3 protein-coding genes and 1 pseudogene are annotated in these 3,289 nt (G+C 49.5%); 3 read left to right on the top strand and 1 reads right to left on the bottom strand.

The features are described from left to right. A pseudogene (locus AC1DPQ_RS22175) lies at window positions 1-184 on the bottom strand (hypothetical protein); the annotation flags it as partial. Between the two features lie 58 nt (window positions 185-242). Between AC1DPQ_RS22175 and AC1DPQ_RS22170 the strand changes: the two are divergent. From AC1DPQ_RS22170 to AC1DPQ_RS22160, 3 genes are all read left to right on the top strand, one after another. After that, window positions 243-980 carry an ImuA family protein gene (locus AC1DPQ_RS22170; RefSeq protein ID WP_477582629.1) on the top strand — a complete coding sequence of 246 codons (738 nt, stop codon included), beginning with the start codon at window positions 243-245 and terminating at the stop codon, window positions 978-980. A 2-nt stretch (window positions 981-982) separates the two neighbouring features. Beyond that, window positions 983-2,479, top strand: coding sequence for a Y-family DNA polymerase (locus AC1DPQ_RS22165; protein WP_477582631.1), 1,497 nt, complete (start codon window positions 983-985; stop codon window positions 2,477-2,479). Between the two features lie 18 nt (window positions 2,480-2,497). Beyond that, window positions 2,498-3,289 (top strand): PHP domain-containing protein (locus AC1DPQ_RS22160; RefSeq protein ID WP_477610896.1); only part of this gene is annotated, 792 nt, incomplete at its 3' end.

Below are 3,289 nucleotides of genomic sequence, written 5' to 3'. Positions count from 1 at the left end.
TCACGATCTTCTGCGTCCAGGGGGTAGTTGAAATAAAAGATGAAAGCAGAACATCTGCCTCTTCAACATCGATAAATCCCGGCACATACTCCAGCACCTCTTTTGGCAGCCCTGGTGTCTGGCCCGATTCCCTAAAAAAACTCAGCTGTTCCATATCCAATACAAATGTGCAAAATAATTTCAAAATACTAATATTTTTAGCATTATATTTGTCCATGTAATTCTAAAAAAGGAGGTTGATCATGGAACAGGCAGCAAAAAAACAGGTCATTGAGGGCTTAAGGGAGCAGATCCTTTCCATGCAGGGTTATAAGACCGTATCCAAAAACCAGCAAAACATCTCCGGTCTTGAGCTTTTTGCACCTGCTTTTCCAGGTCAGTGCTTTCCCCTGCAGGGCATCCATGAATTCATATCGGAAAGCCGCGAACAGACCGCGGCCAGCAGTGGCTTTATCAGCGGGATACTGGCCGCACTGATGAAAGACGGCAGTCCCTGTATCTGGATCAGTGCCTCCAGAAAATTCTTCCCGCCGGCAGCCAAAAGGTTTTCGCTAAATGCGACATCCATTATCTTCATCGACCTGCAAAATGAAAAAGAACTCTTATGGGTAACCGAAGAAGCACTTAAATGCGAGGGGCTCGCGGCTGTGGTCTCCGAAATCCCGGACTTGAATTTTGCCACTTCCAGAAGATTTCAGCTGGTGATCGAAAAAAGCAAGGTCACGGCCCTGTTCTTAAGGGAAAACCCCAGGATTCTTTCCAATACCACCTGTTTAGCCCGCTGGAAGATCAGTCCATTACCCAGCATATTGCCCGAAGGCATGCCGGGCGTTGGTCAGCCCAGCTGGAAAGCAGAACTGTTAAAAGTGCGCAACGGCGAGGGCGGCACCTTTGAGGTATACTGGTCTGGCAGCACATTCGAGCAGCCACAAAAAGAAAACATCAGGGCCTTACCTATCCATGAACTGCAGGCAGGATAGAGATGACAAAGCGGTTCTTAAGCATATGGTTTCCGTTTCTGCTAACGGACTGGAAGACCATCCGCCGCCCGGAATGGAAAGAACGGGCCATGGTATGTGCTGGAGCCAGTCACGGCCGTATGATGGTCATCGCTGCAAACAAGGAAGCAAACGCCCAGGGCATCCACAACGGAATGCCACTTGCAGATGCGCGCGCCATTGTCCATGAGCTCGAAGTTTTTGATGAAAAACCGGGAAGAAAAGAAAAACTGCTCGAAGGCCTGGCCAGATGGGCCATCCGTTATACCCCGCTCTCTTCTACCGATCCTGATGGCATCCTGCTTGACATCACGGGATGCTGTCATTTATGGGGCGGAGAAGAAGCCTACCTTAAACACATCACCAGCAGACTCCAGTCATCGGGTTATACCGTGAAAGCGGCAATCGCCGATACCATTGGTACTTCCTGGGCTGTTTCACACTACGGAAAGGGCGCCGAAATCGTACTGCCATATGGACAGCATTCTGCCCTGCTATCCCTTCCGCCTGCTGCCCTGCGGATCCCGGATGAAACCACCGAAAAACTGCATAAACTGGGCTTAAACAGGATCGAACGTTTCATCCAGATGCCGCGCAGCACCTTGCGCAGAAGGTTTGGCGAGGACCTGCTCATCAAAATAGCACAGGCCATGGGCGATGAACCTGAGGCCTTCATCCCAATTACGACCATTCAGGAATTCGAAGAAAGATTGGCCTGCCTGGAGCCTATCCGCACCGCCAAGGCCATAGAAATCGCCATCGAAAGACTACTGGAAAAACTTTGCTTAAGTCTTAAAAAAGAAGGCCTGGGCCTGAGAAAAGCAGCACTGAAAGGTTACCGGATAGATGGAAAAACAATATCAACGGCTATCGGCACCAACCGTCCAAGTGATGATCCCATACACCTGATGAAACTCTTTGCACTCAACATTTCTGGAATTGCACCTGGCATGGGCATCGAGCTTTTCACGCTAAGTGCTGAAAAGACCGAAAAAATGGAACGTCCACAGGAAAAAATCTGGGCCGGTCAGGCCGGCCTTGACAGCCAGCCACTGGCAGAATTACTGGACCGCGTCGCTGGAAAAGTAGGTAAAAACGCCATCCACCGTTATCTGCCAAGGGCAGATTATTGGCCGGAAAGGGCAGTTAAACAGGCCAAAGATCTCAGCGAAGACAGCGGAATAAGTTTCCATAACCCCTTGAACCGCCCCATACAGCTGCTTCCAAAACCGGAACGCATCGAGGTTACTGCACCTATCCCCGATTATCCGCCCATGCTCTTTATCTACCAGGGCGTGCGCCACAGCATCAAAAAAGCAGACGGGCCGGAAAGACTGGAGCGTGCCTGGTGGCTGGAAGAAGGAGAACACCGTGATTATTATACCGTTGAAGATGAAAAAGGAAACCGCTACTGGCTCTTCCGCTCAGGCCACTATGCAGCAGAAAACTCGGCCTGGTTCATCCATGGCTTTTTTGCCTAAACCCTAAAAAGAAAAGCGATGGAATATACCGAACTTCAGGTCACCAGTAACTTCAGTTTCTTGCGCGGCGCTTCGCACCCCGAAGAAATCGTGGAAGAAGCAGCCAGGATGGGTTATAAAAAAATTGCCATTACCGATCACAATACCCTCGCCGGGATCGTGCGTGCACACGCCGCTGCCAGAAAACTTGATTTCCAGCTCATCCCTGCCTGCAGGTTAAACCTCATGGACGGTGCATCCCTGCTTGCCTATCCCACAAACACTGAAAGTTATGGAAGGCTGTCCGCCCTGCTCAGCCTTGGCAACCTGCGCACCGAAAAAGGGAGTTGCGAACTTTATAAAAAAGACATATTCGAATATTCAAAAGATATTATTTTCATCGCCATCGCGCCCGATAGCCTTTCAGGGAATTTTGATTTTCAGGCGGACTTTTATGCAGACCTTCAGACCTACAAACAGGCACTCGGGGAAAACCTATACCTAGGTATTAACAGGAGCTATCAGGGAGAAGACCAGAAAAGGATGTTCCGCCTTTCAGAAACCTCCAAAAAAACCGGTATCCCGCTGGTGGCAACCAATGATGTCTATTACCACAGCCCCGAAAGACGTGAACTGCAGGATGTGCTGACCTGCGTAAGGGAAAAATGCACCATCTATAATGCAGGCTACCTGCTTTTCCAGAATGCCGAGCACCATTTGAAACCGGAAGAGGAAATGAAAAGACTTTTCCGCCAATATCCCGACGCACTCAAAAATGCAGTAAAAATCTCCGATGCCTGCACTTTTAGTCTCGACAGCTTAAAATACATC

The sequence above is a fragment of the Pedobacter sp. 01T416_2 genome, assembly GCF_056398925.1.
Note: the sequence above shows the minus strand (reverse complement) of the source record. Positions and strands in the feature narration are given on the sequence as shown.